The 21,199-nt window shown below is 63.0% G+C and carries 17 protein-coding genes; 14 read left to right on the top strand and 3 right to left on the bottom strand.

The annotated features are described in order from the left end of the window. Window positions 1-155: 155 nt before the first annotated feature. Window positions 156-605 (bottom strand): Uma2 family endonuclease, encoded by a 450-nt coding sequence (locus HYR72_23975; protein MBI1818050.1) that lies wholly within the window; start codon window positions 603-605, stop codon window positions 156-158. A gap of 667 nt (window positions 606-1,272) precedes the next feature. Here HYR72_23975 and HYR72_23980 point away from each other — a divergent pair. Further along, a complete protein-coding gene (locus HYR72_23980) occupies window positions 1,273-2,172 on the top strand; it encodes a hypothetical protein (protein MBI1818051.1) in 900 nt (299 codons plus the stop codon). A gap of 321 nt (window positions 2,173-2,493) precedes the next feature. Continuing rightward, the gene (locus HYR72_23985) at window positions 2,494-7,056 is read left to right on the top strand and encodes a DUF4215 domain-containing protein (protein ID MBI1818052.1); all 4,563 of its coding nucleotides are present in this window, start codon (window positions 2,494-2,496) and stop codon (window positions 7,054-7,056) included. A 44-nt stretch (window positions 7,057-7,100) separates the two neighbouring features. Here the strand turns inward: HYR72_23985 and HYR72_23990 are convergent, their stop codons facing one another. Together HYR72_23990 and HYR72_23995 are read right to left on the bottom strand one after the other, a co-directional pair. After that, window positions 7,101-8,072 (bottom strand): TauD/TfdA family dioxygenase, encoded by a 972-nt coding sequence (locus HYR72_23990; GenBank protein MBI1818053.1) that lies wholly within the window; start codon window positions 8,070-8,072, stop codon window positions 7,101-7,103. Window positions 8,073-8,236: 164 nt separating this feature from the next. Next, the gene (locus HYR72_23995; protein MBI1818054.1) at window positions 8,237-9,070 is read right to left on the bottom strand and encodes an alpha/beta fold hydrolase; all 834 of its coding nucleotides are present in this window, start codon (window positions 9,068-9,070) and stop codon (window positions 8,237-8,239) included. Between the two features lie 83 nt (window positions 9,071-9,153). On the opposite strand from HYR72_23995, the gene HYR72_24000 reads away from it, so the two are divergent. The 12 genes from HYR72_24000 to coxB all read left to right on the top strand — a co-directional run bounded on the left by HYR72_24000 (window position 9,154) and on the right by coxB (window position 21,198). Beyond that, window positions 9,154-10,263, top strand: coding sequence for a mannose-1-phosphate guanylyltransferase (locus tag HYR72_24000; protein ID MBI1818055.1), 1,110 nt, complete (start codon window positions 9,154-9,156; stop codon window positions 10,261-10,263). A gap of 42 nt (window positions 10,264-10,305) precedes the next feature. After that, window positions 10,306-12,936, top strand: coding sequence for a 1-acyl-sn-glycerol-3-phosphate acyltransferase (locus HYR72_24005; GenBank protein ID MBI1818056.1), 2,631 nt, complete (start codon window positions 10,306-10,308; stop codon window positions 12,934-12,936). Window positions 12,937-13,001: 65 nt separating this feature from the next. After that, window positions 13,002-13,796, top strand: coding sequence for a bifunctional nuclease family protein (locus HYR72_24010; protein ID MBI1818057.1), 795 nt, complete (start codon window positions 13,002-13,004; stop codon window positions 13,794-13,796). 182 nt (window positions 13,797-13,978) lie between these two features. After that, the gene (locus HYR72_24015) at window positions 13,979-14,335 is read left to right on the top strand and encodes a hypothetical protein (protein MBI1818058.1); all 357 of its coding nucleotides are present in this window, start codon (window positions 13,979-13,981) and stop codon (window positions 14,333-14,335) included. A 12-nt stretch (window positions 14,336-14,347) separates the two neighbouring features. Further along, window positions 14,348-14,947, top strand: a complete 600-nt coding sequence (locus HYR72_24020) for a Rieske 2Fe-2S domain-containing protein (protein MBI1818059.1) — start codon at window positions 14,348-14,350, stop codon at window positions 14,945-14,947. A 45-nt stretch (window positions 14,948-14,992) separates the two neighbouring features. Next, the gene (locus tag HYR72_24025; protein ID MBI1818060.1) at window positions 14,993-15,757 is read left to right on the top strand and encodes a cytochrome b N-terminal domain-containing protein; all 765 of its coding nucleotides are present in this window, start codon (window positions 14,993-14,995) and stop codon (window positions 15,755-15,757) included. Between the two features lie 20 nt (window positions 15,758-15,777). Continuing rightward, window positions 15,778-15,930: a hypothetical protein gene (locus tag HYR72_24030; protein MBI1818061.1), complete on the top strand. Its 153-nt coding sequence runs from the start codon at window positions 15,778-15,780 to the stop codon at window positions 15,928-15,930. 4 nt (window positions 15,931-15,934) lie between these two features. Further along, complete coding sequence (locus HYR72_24035) at window positions 15,935-16,762, top strand: cytochrome C (GenBank protein MBI1818062.1); 828 nt, start codon at window positions 15,935-15,937, stop codon at window positions 16,760-16,762. 32 nt (window positions 16,763-16,794) lie between these two features. Next, entirely contained in the window at window positions 16,795-16,965 is a 171-nt protein-coding gene (locus tag HYR72_24040) for a hypothetical protein (protein MBI1818063.1), read from the top strand. Between the two features lie 10 nt (window positions 16,966-16,975). Further along, the gene (locus HYR72_24045) at window positions 16,976-19,660 is read left to right on the top strand and encodes a c-type cytochrome (protein ID MBI1818064.1); all 2,685 of its coding nucleotides are present in this window, start codon (window positions 16,976-16,978) and stop codon (window positions 19,658-19,660) included. 22 nt (window positions 19,661-19,682) lie between these two features. Then, window positions 19,683-20,393 (top strand): hypothetical protein, encoded by a 711-nt coding sequence (locus tag HYR72_24050; GenBank protein ID MBI1818065.1) that lies wholly within the window; start codon window positions 19,683-19,685, stop codon window positions 20,391-20,393. Between the two features lie 85 nt (window positions 20,394-20,478). Continuing rightward, entirely contained in the window at window positions 20,479-21,198 is a 720-nt protein-coding gene (gene coxB / locus HYR72_24055) for a cytochrome c oxidase subunit II (GenBank protein MBI1818066.1), read from the top strand. Window position 21,199: the final 1 nt, after the last annotated feature.

Below are 21,199 nucleotides of genomic sequence, written 5' to 3' on the forward strand. Positions count from 1 at the left end.
GCCTGCGCTACCGGGATTCTCTTGAATTGCGAAATCCTCGGTGGGGTGGGCGTTCCGCCCGCCTCCTTCAGCCGGGCCTGTTTGACGCCGGCAAGCGTGGGCAAGCGGCGGAAATGCGGAGCACCGCTCCGCTCTCAAGAGGGTTGAGTGCGCCTTCAGGCGGAGAGCTGCGTAAAGAAGTCGCCGACCTGCGGTGTGAGGCCAGGCAGACTGGGTATGGGCGGTAGCTGATCGCCGAGATGGAAGCGTGCCTCCCCACTCGCTGTGATGACGAGTACGGCACGCGGCTCCGGCAACACGACCCACACAGCCTCGATCCCTGCGTTGAGATACCAGAGTGCTTTTTCACGCAGGAGATCTTCGGCCTCGTCCGCGCCGGCGACTTCGATGGTGAGCACCGGAGGCACGCGGCGAAGGCCGCCGCGATAGTTGCCGAGATCGCTGCGGCGCCAGATAGCCGCGTCGGCGGCTCGGGTGGAGCCGAGCAAACGCATCCCCGCCTCGTTGGTACCGAGGACGAACTCGCGATGAGCACGAATCCAGGCACCCAAGGTGATGACGGTGTCTGTCACCACATCCTGCTGCACGTCTCCACACAGTGGCATGAAGAGTAGCTTCCCGTTCACGTATTCCAGGCGCCCCGGGATCTTTGGCCAAGTCTCCGGGCGGTCGGCATCGAAGCCCGCAGGTGGGAACAACTCGACGGGGAACCGAACTGCGCGAGGAAGTGTGATCGACTCCTCGTATCGGTCGGCGAGAGTCACGGACTCCTGCTTACCACACCCGCGCCCGCGCGCGCTACTGGGGCTTCAACACTGGGGCTTCAAGCGGTGCTAGGAGACCTCTTGAGGGCGGCGCGGGGCCCAGCAAAATAGAGTTGGTCGCACCACACTGAGCTACTACTTCCGAAGGTCGTCGCGCTGCGCGAAGAATTGTGCCCGCTACTTTCGACTTTGGAACTTTCAACTTTGGGCTGCGGGCAAGCCCCGCGAAGATTCACACTGAGATTGTTCTTGACCTGCGGTAAGGGATCATGTTAGCCGGCATGCGTTCGCGCTGATCTATCCGTTACGCTTGTCCGGTCCGTCGCCCGTTGCACTTGTGGGACGTTGCAGTTGTAGGAGGGGGTTCCGATGACTGGCTCGAACGTTTTCCGCAGGCGCGTCTCGTCGGTTGGTGAAGCATACGTCTATTCGACTGCGGAACGCCGGCCACGAGTCGCGACTTCAGGGAGGTGATGCCATGAAGAGAATGCATGTACTCTTAGGAATCGTGGCGTTGGCCACATGCGCGCTTCCAGTTGCTGCGGATGTGCCGAACCTGCTCAACTACCAGGGACGGCTCACCGATCCGGCTGGCGCTCCGAAGAACGGAACGTTCACGATGCAGTTCGCGGTTTACGATGCCGAGAGCGCCGGGAATCAGCTGCCAATCGGAAGCGCCTGGGCCGAGACGCAGACGGTCACGGTGACGAATGGGGTGTTCAATGTCTTGCTTGGGAGCGTAACCGCGTTGCCGGCAAACGTGTTCACCGGCGGCCCGTCGGACGCGGCGGGGCCGCTACGATTTTTGCAGGTGACGGTGGATGGTGAGGCGCTATCACCGCGGCGGCGGATCGTTAGCGCCGCATACGCGATGTCTGGGGGGGCCAACGGCCTCATCTATCGGACGACGGCCGACCAGGCCGTCGTGAGCAGTACCGCGCTCACGACCTGTATGACCGGCACGGTTCCGGGCGGGACGCTCGGTAGCGACAAAATCATTCATGTCGTTGCAATCTTCGACCGCTTCGGACTGTCGAACAGCAAAAGGCTGACACTGGTTCTTAACTATGGGACGTCTTCGCTGGACATCGACATTGCCAACGCCAGCGGCGGGACGATCGGCGGCAGTGGCTCCGGAAGCCTTCGTGTGGAGGCTTTCATTGTCGCCTCCGGCGCGACTAACGCCCAAGAGATGTCTATCAACGTCGTGGCCACGCCGAAGACGGCCGACCTCGTGAGCTTCGATACAAACATCGCTGCCAACCTGACGGCGACCGGAAACAGGGCGAACAGCGCGACCGAGAACAGCACGGTCGACAAGACACTCACGCTGACCGCGCAGCTGAACAACCAGAGCGTGAACGACTTGTTCACCTTCTCACACGGATTCGTCGAGCGGATAAACTGAGTTGTGGTCAATCGACTCTCGGCCCGCCAGAGGAAGGGGTCCCTCTCGCCCATGCGCATCCAGGGACAACGTGGTGGCGTGGAGCCCGGCATCCGGTCAGCCGCGTGTCGTGGGCGACCCTGCGCAACAGGGTTTCATAGGCGGGCCGTTAGATGGGTTTGGTCCTCTTCGGTTCCGTGCGCGCTGGGTCGTAGTCAGGTTCCTTCCCTCCCGGAGAAGGGCGGCCAGGCTGGTGGGCGTCGATGATGGGATTGGCTCGGAGTCAGTAATGCATCGTTTCGGCGCCGCACTTTCAGCTTGGCCCTTGAGGGGGGACGGACAATGAAGAAGACGCTGGTTCGTGTCGCGCAGTTGGCCAGCTTCGTGTTGCTCGTCCCCGCCCCGCCCGCGTTGGCGCAGTCGTCGAGCGCGAGCTTCCGCATGACCAGCGAGGCGCTGAACACCGGCGGCGGCCGATCGAACTCGGCGAGCTTCTCACTCAGTGACTGCCTACCCCCGGCGCCGGAAGCGGGCGGGACGTCTTCGAGTTCGTCGTTTCAGATGCAGTCGGGTTGCGGATCGGCGTTGACGCAGGCCGTTTGCGGGAACGGTGTCGTCGAGTTTGGAGAGCAGTGCGACGACGGCAACACGCTGAACGGAGATGGATGCAGTGCGACATGTTCGACCGAAACGGGCTACTCCTGCGCCGGCTCGCCGAGTGTCTGCAACGCAATATGCGGCGACGGTTTCGTCACTGGTGTCGAGCAGTGCGATGATGGCAACACCAACCCCGACGACGGCTGCAGCGCGACGTGTGCAGTGGAACCCGACCATACCTGCATCGGAAGCCCGAGCGTCTGCACCTGCGGTACCAATCCAGCCTGCATCGCGGGTCAACGTTGCGTGAGCGGGAGCTGCGTCTGCGACAACACCTCGTGCCCGAACGGCTGCTGCGCCGGAAGTACGTGCACAGTCCCGTCGCCAACGAGCTGCGGTGCTGGCGGAGCTTCTTGCCTCACCTGTGACACTGCGCTTGCGGACACCTGTACCAATGGCGCCTGCGCCTGCGGAGCCGGACCAGCCTGCGCGGCGGGCGAGCGATGCATGAACGGTGTGTGCATCCAAGGCGCCTGCGGCAACGGCATCCTCGATCCGACCTTTGGCAGCGGAGGGAAGGTGGTCACCGCACTCGGCAGCTTCGACGACGAGGCCAATGCTGTCGTACTTCAGCCAGACGGCAAACTCGTTGCGGCAGGGGACTGGGCGCCGGACCAGAACCAGTTCCACTTCCTCTTCACGATCGTTCGGTACAACGTCAACGGCAGTCTCGATACAACCTTCGACAGTGTGGAACACGACGGGATCGTAACGACCTTTCTCGATGGAAGCGCGCAACCGCGTGCCCTTGTGTTGCAGCCCGACGGCAAGCTAGTCGCGGCGGGCGCAGAAGACGGCCCGGATAATCTCAAGAACATTGCGTTGGTGCGTTACGAGTCAACCGGGACCCTCGATACCAGCTTTGGCAACGGTGGAATCGTAAGGACCGATATCGGCGCGGCCCTTGGTGTCTCCACCAGCGATGGAGCGAACGCACTGGTGCTCCAATCCGATGGAAAGCTCGTCGCGGCGGGCTTCACCAACCGTGGGGGGCCCGCGGATTTTGTTCTGGTGCGTTACAACCCGAACGGCAGTCTGGATACGAGCTTCGGAAACAATGGCATTGTGATCAGTTCAATCAGCGATGGCGACGACCGAGCGGACGCCCTGTTGCTCCAACCAGATGGCAAGCTTGTGGCAGCGGGGTACGGCGGCGACAATGCCAAGAAGTTTGCGCTCGCGCGCTATAACTCAGACGGGAGTCTCGACAGCAGTTTTGGTAGCGGAGGGAAGGTGATCACGCCGATAGGGACCGACGAGGACATCGCAACTGCCTTACTGCGCCAGCCCGACGGCAAACTCGTTGCGGCAGGAGGCTCTTTTTCTGGAGGTTACGACCGATTCGCACTTGTCCGCTACAACTCGGACGGCGGCCTCGATACGGCGTTCGGGGTCGGGGGAGAGGTCACAACGGCGACCGCAAGCAGCCACAGCTCGATATCGGCCATAGTGGAACAATCCGACGGCAAGCTCGTCGGCGTGGGCCACATATCACCTGCTGCAGGTGCCGATTCCGCCCTCGTGCGGTACGACTCGAACGGAAATCTCGACAGCAGCTTTGGCTGCAACGGGATCGTAACGACCATGCTCAGCAGCGAGCCGGATGCATCGGATGAGTTCCGCAGCGTGCTGCTTCAGCCGGACGGCAGGCTCGTTGCGGCGGGGGCCGCTCGGACTGGGGCCTACTGGAACTACGCGCTGGCGCGCTACCTCATGAACGGTGCACCGACCTGCTGCGCTTGCGGCAATGGGATCCTCGACACCGGCGAGCAGTGTGATGATGGAAGCACGGCAAGCGATGACGGTTGCTCCGCCACCTGCGTGACAGAAACCGGCTGGTCCTGCAGTGGCCAGCCGTCAGTGTGCACGCCGATCTGCGGAGACGGCCTCCTCCGCGGCAGCGAGGAGTGCGACGACGGGAACACTACCAGCGGCGACTGTTGCTCGTCGACCTGTCAGATCGAAGCCCCCAACACAGTCGCCGCGTATGTGACGAACGGCCAGTCGGGCACTGTTTCTGTCATCAACACAATGACGAACAGCGTGGTAGCGACCGTCACCGTCGGATCAAACCCGGAGGGCGTTGCCGTCGGGCCAAACGCAGCCCTCGTGTATGTCGCGAATCAGGTCTCTGCTGGCATGTCCGTGATCAACACGAGCACAAATTTCTTGGCAGCGACGGTTGGGTTTGGAAACGGTTCGCACATGGTAGCAATCACACCTGACGGCGCACGCGCCTACGTGACCACGACATCGAGCGGCGTTTTCGTTTTGGACACCGCCACGAACGGTGTGGTGGCAACGACACCGGTGTTCCCCATGTATGACATCGCGATCACGCCCGACGGCGCTTCGGCATATGTAACCGAAGGGACCTCGGGATTCTCGAACGTTCGCGTAGTCGACACGGCGTCGAACACCGTCACCGCGACTATCCCGGCCGGTGTCGACGTCGTCGGCATCGCAATCAGTCCCGACGGTTCCAGGGCCTACGCGACCAATGCCAACGCGGCCGCAACCGTGACGGTCATCGACACCGGAACCAAGTCCGTCGTCGGGACGATACCTGTCGGCGTCGACCCGCTCGGTGTCGCGTTCAGTCCGAACGGAGCGATCGCCTACGTGGCAAACGGGCAGTCGTCTGGGACTGTCTCAGTGATCGACACGGCAGCCAGCACGGTGATTGCTACGATTCCGGTTGGGCAGTATCCGGCGTTTGTAGCTTTTACTCCTGATGGATCGGCGGCGTACGTGACGAACCGTGTGTCTGACACGGTCTCCGTTGTCGACACGGCAACGAACACGGTCTCCGCAACGATTCCGGTTGGTAGTTTTCCGTTAGGTGTCGCAGTCGCAGCCGTTTGCGTGCGGGCCGATGCAACCGTCACGCCGACCGAACCGACGGCCACCCTCGCTCTAACGCCAACCGTGACCGCAACCGGCGGGCCACCCACGGCGGCAGCAACGGGAACCGTGACGCCGACTGGACCGACGGCCAGCGTTACCCCCGCCGTGACCGTACCCGGCACACTGCCCACCAACACGACGACCGCAGCACCGACGAAGACACTCACGAGTATCCCCACCCCCTCGCAAAGCCCTGTGCCGAGCGCGACAGTACCCGGTACGCTGCCCAGCAACACGACGACCACAGCACCGACGAAGACGCTCACCAACACAGCCACGGCGACCGGCTCGCCGACGGCTACGGGCACGAAGAGCCCGACACCGACCGTGAATGCCGCCGCAACCTTGACAGCGACAACCACCGCAACGGCGTCCGGAACGCCAACTACGACGCAAACTATCCCGGCCGGCTGTGGCAATGGTGTCCGTGCCGGCAACGAAGAATGCGACGACGGCAATCGCATCGATGGCGACGGCTGCGATGCGAACTGCACGCTACCGCGTTGCGGCAATGGCCGCGTCGTGCCGCCCGAACAATGCGACGACGGCAACTCTAATCCCGCCGACGGTTGCACCAACGACTGCACGGTCTGCGGCGACGGCATCGTCAGTGGCAGCGAGCAGTGTGACGATGGCAACCGCAACGACTTCGACGGCTGCACCAACGCGTGTACCGCCTGCGGCGATGGTTTGCTGCGGCTCGGCGAGCAGTGCGACGACGGCAATGCGAATGGCAACGATGGCTGCGCGGCGAACTGCCGCTACGAACTCATCCCGGGCAACGGTGTTGGTGCAAAGACGACCAATGCACGGGCGTGCCTGCTGGAGTTCTCCGTCGTCAATCCGAACAACGTGCCCCGACTCGATCGCAACGGGCGGCTCAATAGCACTCAAACCTGCCGGAACGGCGATGCCACCTGTGATCTGGGCAGCGATCCATTGGCCTGCGAGTTTCGCGTCGCGGTCTGCGTGAACAACCTCGACCCCCAGCTCTCGAGCTGTACGCCGCAGGGCGTGCGGGCCGGACTCGACGTGCGCTTCGGTGGCATCGACATCGTGCTGCCGATCGCGAGCCGCGACCCCATGAACTACACGAGCCTGTACCAGGCGCTGCGGCAGTTCCGCGACCCGAACACTGGCGACACGCTGTCGCTGCCGATCGATTCGTACCGGACCGACGTGTGCACGGACGTATTTGCGATCCGGGTGCCGTTGCGTATCGTCGGGACGCGTCAGTTCCTCGGCCGCGTACTGTTGCGCACGATCACGCGGGCGCAAGACACGTCCCCGATCCCCGTGATGATCGACCTTGATGGCCTGACCTTGGTCTGCAAGCCGTAGGCGACGCCAGTAACAGAACGCGTCGCCTCGCCGCGGCTGCGCCGCTACGCCCAGCAGACGGCGATCTGGCGCGGACCCTGATACGGCAGGCGGCCGTGCGCCACGGCGTAGTTGTCGATGGCGACTACGTCGCCGCGCTGCCAGGGATTGATGACGAGATGCCGCCAGATGACATCGCGTAGATGCTCCATGTCGGCATCGGGAATCTCGCTCCCGTCGGCGTAGGTGCAGTGCATCGATTGTTCGTCGGCCGCGCGCAGGGCGCGATTGGTGTGCACCATCACCCGGGTGAACTGCCACACTAACCAGTGTCGCAACGTCGGGCGCAGCGCGTAGATGCGCCGATACTCGCCCGATGCCGCGGACAAGTGAAAGACCTGCATGTGATTGTGCCAAACCTGCTCGCCGCTGATCGGATGCTCGCGGGTTACCGGGTGGGTGCTGATCAAACGCAGACTGTCCTTTGGGCCCCACTGCGGGGTGAACCCCTCGTCGCGACACTGCGCTTCAACCGCGGCGTGATCGGTGGTCTGGAACATCTCGTCCCAGCGCTTGAGCTGAAAGAAATCGAAGGTGCCACCACCCCGAGGCCCACTGTAGTTGCGCACGATGCGCACGCCGCCGCGTTCGAAGCGCTCGCGAACGCTGGGGTCGAGGTCGTGATAGACGGCGCAGAAATCGACCAGTGGCGTCTCGCCACAGCCGGTGGCGGGCTCGAGGAGGCAGCAGAAAAAGATGCGCCGAGGCGGATTGGCGGTAAACGTCATCTCGCAGTGTTGTGGGATCGGATAGTACCCAGGCAGTTCGCTTGCCGAGAAGACGTAGTCGGTAATCGCGTCGCGCGGCGAGGTGCCGAGGTATTTGTTCTTGAGGTCGTTGTCGATCGTGCGCGCCACGCCCTCGAAGGCCGGTGCGTCGCGCACCTCGAACCCCCGAAACAGAATCGCACCGTGGCGCACGAGGTGGGTTTGCACCCAGTCGGCCCGCGCATGCAACCAGTCGGAGAGGTGCGCCACCGAGCGATCCTCGATGGGCTCAATTACCAGCGGGAGCGTCCGACCGTTGAGTGTGGAGATGCGATACTCTGCGCTTGTCGCGCCAGATTGCTGGGCAGCCTCCATTGTGGTCCCTCCAGACGCAGTCATAGTCGCCGATTTGGATGCGCGTTTCCAGACCGACTTCAAAAGCGCGGCGCCGGTTGCGCCGAAGCGCGGAGCTGTTCTTCAATCAGCTTGACGACGCGACGGGAAAACAACAACGCGTTGTGACCGACTGCGCGGATCTCGATGTTGCACGCGCCCGGGTAGTCGGCGTTGCGATGCGGAATGACTAGCGCATCGAACGGTGATGAGATCGATATTACTTCGAACTGCTGAGGGACGTGGTCGGCGGCGTTGAGTTTCACGATCAGCGGCGCATCCGGCAGCAGTTGCTTGGTCCCGAGTCCAACACGCGCGGCGATCGTGCCGTGATGGGGTGTGCCGATGGTCACCAGTCGCTGCACGCCAGGCACCGGGTAGCGGCGCAGGCAATAGCGGGCGACAAGACCGCCGAGGCTATGGCCGATGATCGTGATCGGTCCCGGGTGTGTCGCGTGTACGCTCGCCAACTGATCGCGCAGGCGCTCAGCGGCGGGCTCGATCTCGATCCCGCGCGTCCGGTAGGTGAAGATCACGATTGGGCCGAAGCCCGCACGGGCAAGGCGGCGCCGTAACAGCCACAGCGAGCCGGCGTTGAGTCCCCAGCCGTGTGCAAGCACGATCGCCTGCCCGTTGCCTGGTGCCGCCGTTTGGTGGCGCACCAACCAGCCGAGCGGCGAGACGACAACTAGCACCGCAAGAGACAGACACTCGACCACGAACGCAGCGACGGCATCGAGAATGCCCAGCGGCTCGTCGTCCTCGCAGCTCGGCACGTGAGTCCACCAGCGCTGGATGTAGGCAACGCTGTTGAACAGCACCGCGGCAGCGAAGACGACGGCGATTGCTGCCGCGAGCCAATCAACGGTGCACATGACCGTTCGCTGTCTATCGGGGTTGCGTGGCAGTTTCAAAGTCCGCTTGCTTTCCGCGCCGGCATCCCGAATCATTCCACGCCATGCCGAAGGCTTCACGGAAGAGTTCGCCGACCCGTTTTGCGGTGATCATGGCGGGTGGATCGGGCACACGTTTCTGGCCGCTGAGCCGACGCGCGCGCCCGAAGCAACTGCTGCCGATTGCCGGCGCGTGCACGATGTTGCAGGAGACCGCTGGGCGGCTGGCGGCGCTGATTCCGCCGCAACGGATCGTCGTGGTTACCGGCGCCGAGCATGCCGCGGCGGTGCGGCAACAGCTACCGCGCCTGCCGGCGGCCAACGTGTTGATCGAGCCCTTTGGCCGCAACACGGCGCCGTGCATCGCCGTGGCGGCAGAATGGATTCACCGCCGCGCACCCGGTTCGTCGATGGCGGTGTTACCGGCGGACCACGCGATCACGCAGCCGCAGCGGTTTCGCCGCGCACTAGCGCGCGCGTTCGACGTGGCCGAGCGCAACGATGCGTTGGTCACGCTCGGCGTGCGACCCAGTCATCCGGAGACCGGCTACGGCTACATCAGAGTCGGCACAGCGATGGACAGGCGCGCGCCGATGGCGGCAGGCGTCGCCGAGTTCAAGGAGAAACCAGATCGGGTGCGCGCCCGCCGGTTTGTGGCGTCGGGCAAGTACCTGTGGAATGCCGGAATCTTCGTGTGGCCGACGGCGGCGATCCGCGCGGCGTTGTCGCGGTATCGGCCGGACATTGCGGCGGCGATGGCGCAGTTACCGCAGGCGAGCCCGCGCATTCCGGCGAAGCTCTACCGCGGGCTGCCGTCGCTATCGATCGATGTGGCGGTGATGGAGCCGGCTGCGAGGGCGCGCGATTTGGTGGTGGCCGTGGTCGCTGCCGACTTTGGTTGGAGCGATGTCGGGAGTTGGGCGGCATTGGCCGGGCTCTGGGGATCTGACCGCGATGGCAACGCCGCGCGAGGCAAAGCCCTCTTGCTCGATACGGCCAACAGCACGGTGTACGGCAACGCGCGCGGCAAGAAGGTCATCGCACTGCTCGGTGTGCGCGATCTGGTGGTGGTGGACGCCGGCGACGCGTTGCTCATTTGCCCCACCAGTCGGGCGCAGGACGTTCGGCGGGTGGTGGCCGAATTGGAGCGGCGGGGCTGGCGCGAGTTTCTCTGATGCGAGCTTGTTGCTAATGTCGACGCGGATGAGGATGCGATCGTGAATGACGCGGCTGCAGTAGGCCGGCTGCCGGGGCGTGCCCAGCCCAGTACCCCGATGCGGTTGGGATGGCTACCGCACTTTCTCTGTCGTCTCTTCCTGTCCGAGGTGCGGATGGACCCGGACGCGGTGACGCGTGTGCGCGACTTGGCGGCGCGCGGGACGGTCGTCTACGTGATGCGGTATCGCTCGTTGGTCGACTACCTGCTCGTGCTGTTCATTTTATTGCGCGAGGGGCTGCCGCTTCCGGAGTTTGTCAACGACATCCCGTCGCTGATCATGCGTCCGCTCCATGAAATCGTCGTGACGCTGTGGCGGCGCGCGCGGGCGCTGCAGGCCTTCGGACGCGAGGTGCGCACTTTCGAGGATCGCGATCGCTGCCAGCGGTTGGTGGGGCAGGGGAGGCCGGTTCTGATTTTTATGCGCAGTCGCGCCTCGGGGGTACACTTCCTCGCCGGAAGGCGCGGCGCGGTGACCCGCAGCCGTTGGCGCTCCGGTTCGGACTACTTGCGCGAGATCCTCCACGTCATGCCACGCGTGGAGAGGGAAGTGTTCTTGGTGCCGATGGCGGTCTTGCGCGGACGCGGGTATCGCCGCAAGGAGTCGCGGCTGGCGACGCTCGTCTATAGCTTGCAAGAAGCACCGGGCGACGTGAAGCGGTTCGTGTCGTTGTTGTGGAATGCGCGCGACACGTCAGTGAGCCCCGGCAAGGAGGTGCAGCTGCGCGAGTTCAGTGCGCAGTACCAGGGAGAGAGCGAGGAACGCATCGTGCGGCGGTTGGCGCGTGCGCTGCAGATCTTCTTGTACCGTGAAGAGCGAGTGGTGTGGGGGCCGACGCTGTTGCCGAAGCGGCAGGTGCGGCAGTTGGTGTTGCAGGGGGCGGATCTCGCAGCCACGGTGCGCGCCGTCGCGCGCGAGCGACAGCTGCCGGAATCGGAAGTGTGGCGCACGGCCGAGAAGTACTTTGATGAGATCGCGGCGAACTTTCACGGTTCGTACTTTGCCGTGGTGGCATTTCTCGTGACGCGCATCTGGCCGCGCGTCTTTCAGGGCTTCGAGTACGCCGGCCTCGACAAGGTGATCGAGTGCGTCAAGGAGCACCCGATCGTCCTCGTGCCGTGCCACCGCAGCCACTTCGATTATCTGATTCTGTCGTACATCTTCCACGCCAACTATCTCAGCCCGCCGCACATCGCGGCGGGCATCAACTTGTCGTTTTGGCCGCTGGGGCCGATGTTCCGCGGTGCCGGCGCGTACTTCATTCGGCGCAGCTTCGACGGCAATCCGCTGTACAAGATCGTGTTCCGAAACTACCTGACGTTTTTGATTCGCGAGGGGTACACGCAAGAGTTCTTCATCGAAGGTGGCCGCAGTCGCACGGGAAAGATTCTCACGCCGAAGCTGGGCATGCTGTCCGCGATCGTCAACGCCTTTGTCGGCGGTGTGCGGCGCGACCTCTATCTCGTGCCGGTGTCGATTCACTATGGCCGGATCGTCGAAGAGGAATCGTACAAGCGCGAGTTGACGGGGGAAGAGAAGCCGAAGGAGACCTTGTGGGGCCTGCTCAAGGCGCGGTCGGTGTTGCGGCAAAAGTACGGCACGGTGTACGTGACCTTTGCGCCGCCGATCTCGCTCAACGACGCGTTGGCGGATCGCACGGAGCGCTGGCGCAGCAGCGAGGACGATCCCGCGATCGTAGAGGAGAAGCGCCGCTTCACGCAGAAGTTGGGCTTTCAATTGCTGCGCGAGGTGAACCGGGTTGAGGTCGCCGGCGCGACGTCGGTATCGGCGACCGTACTGCTGAGCGCGCTGCAGCCAGCACTGCGGCGCCCGGACTTCGTGGCGGCCGCCCAGGCATTGGTGGGGTTGCTGCGCCTCATCGGCGTGCGCTTCACGGCATCGCTCGACCGCAATTGCGGGGCGGACTTCAAAGAGAGCATCGTCTTCATGGAGTCGGGTGGGTTGGTGCAGCGCCTGCCGGGTGAGCACGGGGGCGTCATTCATGTTCCGGCCGACAAGCGCATGAACCTCGACTTCTACAAGAACAACTCGATTCATTTCTTCCTGTTGCCCGCGTTGCTCGCCCACAGCCTGGCGGTCGGCTGCCGGGGCAGCGCGGTCAAAGACGAGGTGGCCTGGTGGCTCGATCTATTCCGCTGGGAGTTCCCGTTGCCGGAGCGCGAAGCAATGGCGGCCGACCTCGGCCGCCTGCTGGAATATTTTCGTGCCGATGGAGTAGTGACCAGCAGTGATGCTCACGCACTGAACCGACAGCACCCGTTGGTTTCGCCGCTGCTCGGGGCACTCGAGAATTTCCGCGAGTCGTACTGGGTCGTGGCGGCGACCGTGCGGGAGCTGCCGGCCAAGGGGCAGTCGCGCAAACAGTTGGTGCAGATGATCCGCAAGCGTTTCGAGACCAGCGTCCTGCTCGGCGAAGTGCACAAGAGCGAGGCGAACTCGGTCGTCACGATCGAAAATGCGCTCAATCGCTACGCGGAACTCGGTTTGGTTGTCATTCCGCCCGGCAAGGCGAGAGACCAGGTGATCCGCCCGGGGCCGAAGTTGCCGGGCGCCCCCGCATTGATCGAGCGCTTGGGCGCACCCTTTGGTCGAGTGACACCACCGTCATGATCGTCGGCGGTTGACGCTTCGTGGGGCTGGCCCTAGACTCGGACGGTCGCGTTGGCAGCCTGGTCATGACCCCGCATTGCTCCTCGCTTCGTTTGCTTACGGTCGCGGCACTCGGCGGTGCGCTGCTAACCGGGTGTCGCGCCAGCGAGCCTACCGAAGTTGAAGTTGAAGTGCGCAGTGTCGGGATGGATCACGCCTCGGGTGCGCCAGTGGTGGTGCTGCAGGACAAGGCCGCACACCAGACCGCGTTGCCGATCTGGGTCGGCCCCGCAGAGGCGCAAGCGATCGCGATGCAATTGGAAGGCGTCACGCCGCCTCGGCCGATGACACACGATCTGATGAAGCTGGCCTTGGAGCAGTCGGGCGTCGAATTCGAGAAGGTCGTGATCCAGGCTCTGAAGGAGAGCACGTACTATGCGCGCATCTTCCTCCACAGTGGTCGCAAGCCGGTGGAACTCGATAGCCGGCCGAGCGATGCGATCGCTCTGGCGATGCGCTTCCACAAGCCGATCTTCGTAGCCCGCACCTTGATGGAGAGTAACGACGCCGTTGATCTGCGCCGCGAAGCCGCGCGCGCTGGGGCGCTGACGCTGGCCGGAGTCACGCTGCAAAATCTGAGCGAGGAGTTAGCCAGCCACTTCGGCATGCGCGCCGGCGAGGGTGTGCTGGTGTCGAACGTCGCGGATGACGCGCGTACGCTGTTGCGACGGGGCGACGTCATCGTCGAAGCCAACGGCGATCGTGTCGGCGATGTCGCTGACTTGCGGGCGAAGCTCGATGGGGTGCAACCGGGCGGGCGAACCGATCTCGCGGTGCAGCGCGGCGACCAACGCGTCCACGTGGAGTTTGCAACCGAGTGAGCGCCGGCCTCTCCGCTGGACATTAGCCGTGCGAATCGGGTCATGAAGCAATTTGTCTCCGTGCGCCGCGCCAGCGAGTTGACGATTGCGGCGGCCAGTGCAAGAAGAGCGCTGCGGTGCAAGGAGAGCTGGTTGACTCCGTCCGGACATTCATATTAAGGGCGTGGGCGCCGGTTTGAACCGTGACCGACGACGGACAAGAGGAACCACGCGAAGCCGAGGCGGAACTCGAACGGCTCGCGCGTGAGGTGGTTCGGCACATCAACATGGGGCCGGAAGAGGGGCGGGAGACGCTGCGCGAGATCGCAGTCGGCATAGTGCGGGATGAGGTCTACATCGTCAACACGGTCCCTGGCGCGGAGAATGCGAGTGTCGGGACGTTCAATTTTTTCGGTATCGGTATCCCACTGTTTCTGGTCGGATCGGTTTTCTTCTTCCTGTTTCCACCGATTGGCTTGGTGTTCTTCGCCGCTGGCGGGCTGACGGTGGTGTGCGGTATCGCGGTAGCGGCGTTCTCTCGGAACCGAAGCACAACGTAAGGTGTCCCTGGCATGGCGAAGGCGGAAAAGGTCCTGACCCCCGAAGCGCTGGCCGCGCTGGAAGAACAGCGGCGGCAAGAACAGAGCCGCGAGCGCGCCAAACGCACGCGCGAGAAGGCGGCGCTCGGGGGGCTCTGGTCGCGGCGCGATTTTCTGGGGCGACTGAGTTGGAGCGGCTTCGGCGTGCTGGGCGGGATCGGGCTACTTGCCTTTGTGCGGTCGGCATTCCCGCGAGTGCTGTTCACACCGCCGAGCACGTTCAAGGCGGGACTGCCGAGCGACTACGCCGTGGGCGAAATCAGCGAACGCTTCAAGAAGGATCACCGCGTGTGGATCGTGCGGGTCTCGGACGGGTTTTACGCGCTGTTCGCGAAGTGTACGCATCTCGGATGCACCCCGCGCTGGCTGCCAGTCGAAGAGAAGTTCAAGTGTCCCTGCCACGGCAGCGGCTTCCGCCGCTCGGGGATCAACTTCGAAGGGCCGGCGCCGCGACCGCTGGAGCGCTATCGGATCGCGCTCGCCGAAGACGGACAGTTGCTGGTCGATATGAGCGTGAAGTACCGCTACGAGAAGGGCGACTGGACCAAGCCGGGCGCATTCCTGAAGGCGTGATCGCACACTCGCCTCTATGACCGAGGGACGGAATCAAGCATGAGCATGTGGGATGAAGTAAAGCGCCAGATTCAGGAATCGCAAGTCTGGCAGTCCATCTTCCGCCACGGCTATGAGGACACGCCGCGCAATCGCATCCTGATGGTGTCGGGCAACATCTGGTTGCACCTGCATCCCTCCAAGGTGCGCAAGCACGCCACGCGCATGCGCTTCACCTGGTGCATGGGCGGGATCACGTTCCTGATGTATCTCGTCACCGTGGTTACCGGCATCTATCTGATGTTCTACTACCGCCCGACCGCAGAGTACGCGTATGCCGACATGAAGTATCTCGAATTCGACATGCCGTTCGGGATGCTGATGCGCAACATGCACCGCTGGTCGGCGCACGGCATGGTGATCGCGGTGTGGCTGCACATGTTCCGCGTCTTCCTCACCGGGTCGTACAAGCCGCCGCGCGAGTTCAACTGGGTCGTTGGCGTGCTGTTGTTGGTGCTGACGCTGTTGCTGAGCTTCACCGGGTATCTGCTGCCGTGGGATCAGTTGTCGATCTGGGCGGTGACCGTCGGCTCGAACATGGGGCGCGCGGCCCCGCTGATGGGCAACGAGGGGCCGTTCGCGGAGTTCACCGGCGTGAACCCGATCTACGATGCGCGCGCGTTCCTGTTCGGCGGCGGCGAAGTAGGCCCGCACACGCTGCTGCGCTTCTACATCCTGCACTGCATTTTCTTTCCTTTGGTCGCGAGCCTGTTCATGGCGGTGCACTTCTGGCGCATCCGTCGTGACGGGTTCTCGGGTCCGCCACTGTAAGGGCTGTGGAGGGTAGGGCGGTGTCATCAGAACTCCGGGCAACAATCGGGGGCCTCATCCTGCTCGGGATCACGCTGGTGATTCCCGGGGGACGTGTCCTGGTGCTCCCGGCAATCTTCATCTTGATGCTTGTGCTGCTGTTCTGGGCAGCGAAGCCACGGGCCAAGGAGTAGAGCGATGGCCGAGGCACAAACCAAGCTGATCGTGAAACCGATTGCCGAGCCGAGCGGCAAACGCATCGAAGTGCCGATTCGCAAAGCAGTGGGCCCGGGCGACGACAAGGTCCACACCTGGCCCCATCTGGTGCGCGCGGAGTTCCTTTGCACCCTCTTCATCATGGTTTTGCTGGTCGTGTGGTCGCTGCTGGTCGATGCACCGCTGGAAGAGCCGGCCAATCCGACGCGTACGCCGAATCCATCGAAGGCACCGTGGTACTTCCTGGGGTTGCAGGAGATGCTGGTGTTCTTCGACCCGTGGCACGCGGGCGTAATGTTGCCAACGTTCATCATCGTCGGGCTGATGGTGATTCCGTATATCGACATCAACCCGCACGGCAACGGCTACTACGCGTTCAAATCGCGCAAGATCGAGCTGCTCACCTTCTTCTTCGGCTTTCACGTGCTGTGGATCTCCTTGATCATCATCGGCACCTTCTTGCGCGGACCGGGTTGGAACTGGTTCTGGCCGTGGGAGAAGTGGGACGCGCACAAGGTCGAAGCGATGACCAACGTCGACCTGCCGTACCTGCTCGGGTTCCGCGACTACTTCTGGTCGTCGGTGTTTGGTGCAGCGACCGTGTTGGCGTTCTTCGTAGTTGGTACGGTGGGAATGTATTGGTGGGTGATCTGGCTCAAAGGCCGCGAGTTCATGCAGCGCTGGGGCATGCCGCGGTTTTTCACCACGTCGTTTTTGTTCCTCAACATGATGGCCGTGCTCATCAAGATGCTGCTGCGCCACGCGCTGAACCTGAAGTACATCTGGGTGACGCCGTGGTTCAACGTCTAGCGCATCGTCGGCAGTGACTACGTGACGTGGCGATGTTCTATCTCGCGAAGTTCGTCCAAGCGCTTGGCTTTGCGGATGTGGGCTACGCGCTCTTTGTCGGCGTAACGGAAGAACACGCGATGGGTCATGAACTGCGGCTGCTACTGCTGGGTACGGCAATCTTCTATGTCGGGCGGCTGATCGAGCGGCGCACGGCCGCGTAAGGGTGATGTCGTGGCAGGGGCGAGAGGTATCGACGACGAAAAGAAGTCCTACAGCGGCATCTTCCTGCTCGCGGTCGGTTGCTTGCTGGCCGGAGCGGTCTGGTCGGTGTGGGACGACAACATTACCCGCCGCCCATGGAAGAAGTATCAGGCGGAATTCTTCGCCCTGGAAGTCCAACGCGCGCAGAAGACGTTGCAAGACGAAGTCGACCGTCTCGCCAAGGATACTGGGTATCAAGACGTCACCAAGGAACTCGCCGCCGCGCGCGAGAGCGTACGCTCGGGGGACACGGCGAAGAAACTCGGCGAGCTGGCCGCGAAGCGCAGCGACCTGGCGGTGAAGGCGGGCGATGCCGAGTTCGCGTTGCGCCTGGTGAAGAGCAAATTGGAAGAGGCGTGGTACGAGTACGAGCACGCCACGCTCACCAACCGCCCCACCGAGGCGCGCAAGGCCCACATCGACGAACTCAACAAGGACAAGGTCGAGGTCGACAAGCGACTCGCCGAGCGCCAAGCCCAAGTTGACCAGGTTGGGAAGGAGATCGACGAGGTCAACTCGACCATCAAGAGCCTCGAAGACAAACAGCGCGACATGGAAGTGGCGCGTCTCGGACTGGAGCGCAAGCTGGATACTCTCCAGATCCATCTTGGCCCGGCCAATCTGCCACGCATTCCCAAGATCCAGCAGGTCGTGCTCGATGAGTTCGACCGCAGCGCTTTCAACAATCCGCTCGGCCGCGTCGACCGCTGCACCTCCTGCCACTCCGCCATCGAGAAGGCGGGCTTCGAAAACGATCCGAATCCGTTCAAGACTCATCCCAACCGCGAGGTCATCCTGTTCAAGCACCCGCCGGAACGCTTCGGCTGTACTCCGTGTCACCAAGGGCAAGGCCCGGCGGTGAACTCGGTGGAGAAGGCGCACGGCGAGGTGAAGTTTTGGGAGAAGGAACTCTTGCGCGGCGACAACGTGCAGGCGAGCTGCATCAAGTGTCACACCGATCTGCGCATCCCCGGTGCCGAAATTGTCGAGCACGGCGAGGACATGTTCGTACAGCTCGGCTGCCACGGATGTCACCTGGTCGAAGGCTACGAGGGACTAGACAAGGTGGGCCCCTACTTGCGCCGCATCGCGGCCAAGGCCGACCCGGCCTGGGTGGTTCGCTGGATCGAAAATCCGCACGCCTTCCGTCCGAACACGAAGATGCCGAACTTCATGTTCAACCGGGCGCAGGCGACGGCGATCGCGGCCTACTTGCTCGATGCCTCGAAGGCGGACAGCGAACAATGGACGGCGAGTCACGTGGCACCGGTGGGGGTGAATTCCAACAGCGCCGAGCGGGTCGCACAGGGTCAAGCGTTGGCGGACAGTCTCGGTTGCCGCGGCTGTCACGGCTTCGCGCCCGGCGAGTCACCGGCGCTACTGGGCGCCAACAAAGACATCGCTCCGAATCTCAGCAACATTGCCGAGAAGACCGGTGCCCGATGGATCTATCACTGGCTGAAGAATCCTCGCGGCTACTCGCCGGTCTCACGCATGCCCAATCTGCGTCTCAGCGATGACGAGGCCACCGCGTTGACCTCCTTCTTGCTGACGCTCGGAGCACCGAAGAGCGATGACGAGGCGCTGGCGGCAACCCTGCACCAGCCCGAGACGATCGCGATGGGCCAGTCATTGGTGCGCAAGTACGGCTGCTTCGGTTGCCACGACATTCCGGGGATGGAAACCGAGTCGCGCATCGGTGTCGAGCTGTCGACCTTCGGATCCAAGCCGAAGGAAGAATTGTTCTTTGGCAACCACACCGACATTCCCGAGACGTGGGACGCGTGGACCACCAACAAACTCAAGAGCCCGCGCACTTATCAAACCGACCGCATCGAGCAGGTGATGCCGCAGTTCGATCTCGCCGAGGATGACATCAAAGCGCTGCGCATCTTCCTGAGCAGCCGCGCCGACGACAAGATCCCGGTGAAGTACCGCTATCCCAACGTGCAGCGCTCCAACGCGCTGGTGCAAGGGCGGCGCGTAGTCGAGCGCTACAACTGCGTTGGCTGTCACATCATCGAGCAGCGCGGCGGCGCGATTCGCGTACGCTACGAAGAGACGCCGACGCTCGCGCCGCCGATTCTCAACGGCGAAGGCGCCAAAGTGCAGCCGCCGTGGATGTTCAACTTCCTCAAACGTCCGGTCTACATCCGACCGTGGCTGAAGGTTCGCATGCCGACCTTTGGGCTGTCCGACGAAGAGACGAACACGCTGGTCGCGTACTTCTTGGCGCAAGAGGCGGTGCAGATTCCGTTCGTTCACATCGACGAGGCAAGCATTCCGGCGGAGACCATCCAAGCGGGCAAGGCGCTCACCGGCGTCGACTACTTCAACTGCTTCTCGTGTCACCAGCAAGGCGACCGCAAACCCGAGGGCCCACCGGAAGGGTGGGCGCCGGATCTCGGCATGGCCCGCACGCGGCTGAACCCCGAGTGGATTGTGCGCTGGCTGCACGATCCGCAGCAGGTGCAGCCGGGGACGAAGATGCCGTCGTTCTACCCGGGTGGACCTGATGACGTGCTGGGCGGCGACGAAGAGGCGCAAATTCGCGCTCTGCGCGATTTTCTGATGATGATCAACCAGCCGGCGCAAGTGGCGACCAGCGCCACGGGCCGCACCAGCGCCGCGAGCAGCAATGGATCAGTCAATTAACTTAAGCAGGAGGACTGCAGCTATGAAATCGACAGCATGGGCAATAGGAGCGATCGTACTCGGCGTCAGCGCCGCCGCATGGGCCTACGAAGGCGGTGCGGTCGCGGATGGCGGGGCGATCATGGGTAAGGTGAAGTTTCAGGGTAGCGCGCCCGCCCCGAAGGCGATTGAAATCACCAAGGACAAGGAAGTCTGCGGTGTGGCGGCGAAGACCGAAGAGAGCTTGGTGGTCGGCAAGGATGGCGGCTTGAAGAATGCCGTCGTCTCGATCACCAACATCAGTAAGGGCAAGGCGCAGGATGCGGCGAAGCCGGCCCTCGATCAAAAGGGCTGCCAGTACACGCCGCACGTGATGCTGATTCCGGCCGGCGCCGAGATGGACATCAAGAATTCGGACGGCATCCTGCACAACATCCACACCTACGGCAAGAAGAACCCGCCGGTGAATATGGCGCAGCCGAAGTTCAAGCCGCTGTTGAAAACAAAATTCGATCAACCGGAAACCTTCGAAGTGAAGTGCGATGCGCACGGGTGGATGGGCGGTTGGTTTGTGATCACCGACAGCCCGTACTACGTCGTGACCGACGAGAACGGGATGTTCAAGCTGACTGACGTGCCGGCTGGTGAGTACGAACTGAAGGTGTGGCACGAGAAGCTCGGCGAGAAAAGCCAGAAGGTGACTGTCGCCGCGAAGGGCGAGGCCAAGGCTGATTTTGAATTGGCCGGAAAATAGTGGCGGGCGTGTCGCAACGCCGGCCACCGGCACGGGCGGGTGATTCCCCAAGAACGGGTGATTTCCCAAGGACAGGTGATTTCCAATGATGAGTTGGCTTCCCGAGAATATCTCCACCTACGGAGGGCAGATCGATCATCTCTTCTATCTGATCTACTACCTGACGTCGGTGACCTTCATCCTGGTGGCCGGGTGCATGATCGCGTTTCTGGTGATGTACCGCCACAGCGACGGGCGGCGCGCGACCTACACTCACGGCAACACGACGTTGGAGATCATCTGGACCATCGTGCCGGCGCTCATCCTCATCATGCTCGGCTTCATGAGCAAGGCACGTTGGGAAGAGATCAAGAGTCCGGCGCACATGCCGCCGCCAGACCTGTACGTGCGCGTGACCGCGAAGCAGTTCAACTGGGAGATTCGCTATCCGGGACCGGACGGTAAGTTCGATACCGACGACGATCTACAAGTGGACAACGATCTGCACGTGCCGCTCAACAAGGTCGTGCGCGTCATCTTGCGATCGAAGGACGTGATCCACAGTTTCTTCGTACCGCAGATGCGGCTGAAGCAAGACGCCGTGCCGGGACGCGATATTCAAGTGTGGTTTCAGGCCACCAAGGCGGGGCAGTACGAGATCCCCTGCGCCGAACTGTGTGGCTTCGGTCACTCGGGCATGAAGGGGGCGTTGTTCGTGCAAACCAAGGACGATTACGACCAGTGGGTCAAGGAGCAGTGGCCGGCGCCGGCCGCCGCTCCGGCGGCTGCGGCGGCACAAGCACCGGTCGCCGAGGCAAGGGGGTAGC

This window comes from Deltaproteobacteria bacterium (assembly GCA_016178705.1).
Classification (GTDB): Bacteria; Desulfobacterota; Binatia; order HRBIN30; family JACQVA1; genus JACOST01.